Here is a 2,042-nt window from a genome sequence, read left to right as displayed (position 1 = left end):
TGTCGGCCGAAGCGTCCCGCACCTCCGAAAAGGTGCTCACGATCATCTGAAATCGTTGCTCACGATCGTCTGAAATCGTTGCTCATGATCTCGTGAAATCCGTGCTCACGATCGCCTGAAATACGCAGTCAGGCGTTCCGACACAAGCGCGAGCACCGGGTCGTGGCGAAGCGTGTCGTGGTCGTCGACGTCCTCGTATCCCAGCGCGATCGCTGCGATGCGTTGCCCGACCAGCGTGCAGACGCTGTGAACCGTGAGATCCTGATTGCGGTAATCGACGAAGCACGAGGCCACCCGGTCGAACAGCCCTATGGCCCGATCAACGTGACGCAGAAGCAAGGCGCCAGCGTCTGAGGTAATGGCTCCGCCGTCGAAACCAGCCACAACTTTGTGGCCGTCGAAGCCTTCAAATTCAAGCCGCTCGGAAGTACAGTGTGTCTGCATCGGACCCCGTTCCTGAATCTGATAACTCTTTGTTACAAAAGCAGTTTCTCAGATTCTCGGGGCCGATGCACTTCTTTTGGTGAGATATTCAGGCTAGGGTTAAGCTCCTACCTTGGCCTGTGTCGAGAGGCCCAGATCAATGCCCGCACGATGATGGAGCTCGTCGCCCGGTCGGCAATGTTGGTCGAACTCTCAAATAGGATCAAGGAGTCGCCTCAGCAGAGCCGCGCGAGGCCACATGGAGGAGTTCGGGCCACGCGCTCGCCCCGCATTCGCGATAGGTGAACGTCCGGCGTTCGGTCTGGATCACTTTCCCGTGGCACGGAACGACATAAAGTATCTGGGTGATGTCCTTGCCAACCCTTTTAGTCGAACGGCAGTCCGGCGGAGCGGCTATGTGCCTGTCCGTTATCATCACACTTTGGCCAAGTGAGCGTAACTTGCCGCGAAACGTCCGAGCTTGTGCTCGCCGCACGTAATCGGCTTGTAGCGAAGCGGGTTGCTGTCTGTGACACATGAGGCCAATGGTTCGATGGTCGCGTTGAAATCAGCGTCGATAAAGAAGGGGATTGAGTATCGCTCGCGGCCCGAGATATTCACCACGCGGTGCATGTTCGCCAGATAGACATCATTGGTGAGCCGCTGGATAAGATCGCCAATGTTGATTACGAATGTGCCGTTGATCGGAACGCCATCGACCCAGTCGCCATCTCGATTCATGACCTGAAGACCACCCACGTCGTCCTGCGCCAGGATGGCAAGACTGCCGTAGTCCGTGTGGGCCCCAATGCCGATGATCTCTTCGCGGACATAGCCACTCTGCGATGGGTAATGGAGTAGGCGCTGAACGCTGATTGGATCCCTCATGAGGTTCTCGAAATAGCCTTCCGTCAGATCCAGACTGAGCGCAACGCCACTCAAGAGTATTTTCGCAAGGCTAAGCATCTTTTGATGATAGCCGTATGTCAGTTCCCGAAACTCGGGCAGACTTGAGGGCCACTGGTTGGGGCCAAGAAACGGACCTTCCAACGTGGAGCGTTCAGGTCCGATATCAAAGCACTCCTTCAGGTCTTTCGTCTTGCTCGGATCGGTGTTTTCCCCGAACGGCTCAACGTATCCGCGAAAGGCCACATCGGACTTGCTGATGTGCAATGTCATCTTCTGCGACATCGCCAGATCAAAGAAACGACGGCTCACATTGAATACTGAATCCACAAAATCCTGCGGAATCCCGTGGTTCTTCACGTACATGAACCCAGTGTTCGACAAGGCCCAACGTATCTCCTTCGCCACCCTCTGCTTATTGCTCCCATCAATAAGCGGCGCGATGTCAACCACCGGGAGCTTGTCAAAGCTTTCGCGTTTCGCGCGTAGCTTGTCATCCAGTTTAGCTATGATATCCTTAGACATGGGTACACCTTTGTTTGCGAATGGGAGTCGGCGCAACGATCGGCGCATTTTCTCGTTGGGCTGGCAACGCGAAGAACCGCCGGGAAGCCTGGATGGCCTCTGATATCTGTTCTTTCGGGATCCCGTGTTCGACAAGGTAGAAGAACCCGTACTTCTCGCAGGTCATGCGTAGACGCTCATGCTCTTCG

At 55.4% G+C, this 2,042-nt stretch carries 2 protein-coding genes and 1 pseudogene; all 3 read right to left on the bottom strand.

Annotation, left to right across the window (positions count from 1 at the left end; translation table 11 throughout):
• Window positions 1-126: 126 nt before the first annotated feature.
• A pseudogene (locus tag RFM68_RS33430) lies at window positions 127-444 on the bottom strand (transposase); the annotation flags it as partial.
• 414 nt (window positions 445-858) lie between these two features.
• The gene (locus RFM68_RS33425; RefSeq protein ID WP_320237189.1) at window positions 859-1,854 is read right to left on the bottom strand and encodes an isopenicillin N synthase family dioxygenase; all 996 of its coding nucleotides are present in this window, start codon (window positions 1,852-1,854) and stop codon (window positions 859-861) included.
• A partial coding sequence (locus tag RFM68_RS33420) for a 2-oxoglutarate and iron-dependent oxygenase domain-containing protein (protein ID WP_320237188.1) occupies window positions 1,847-2,042 on the bottom strand: 196 nt, incomplete at its 5' end. The genes RFM68_RS33425 and RFM68_RS33420, both read right to left, overlap by 8 nt.

It is taken from the genome of Mesorhizobium montanum, from assembly GCF_033977145.1.
Lineage (GTDB): Bacteria > Pseudomonadota > Alphaproteobacteria > Rhizobiales > Rhizobiaceae > Mesorhizobium > Mesorhizobium montanum.
The sequence above is the reverse complement of the archived record's forward strand: the minus strand, read 5'-3'. Positions and strand labels throughout refer to the sequence as shown.

Bases quoted from the DNA above. Each gene is read 5' to 3' on its own strand.
- RFM68_RS33425 (WP_320237189.1), bottom strand. From the start codon at position 1,854: ATGTCTAAGGATATCATAGCTAAACTGGATGACAAGCTACGCGCGAAA.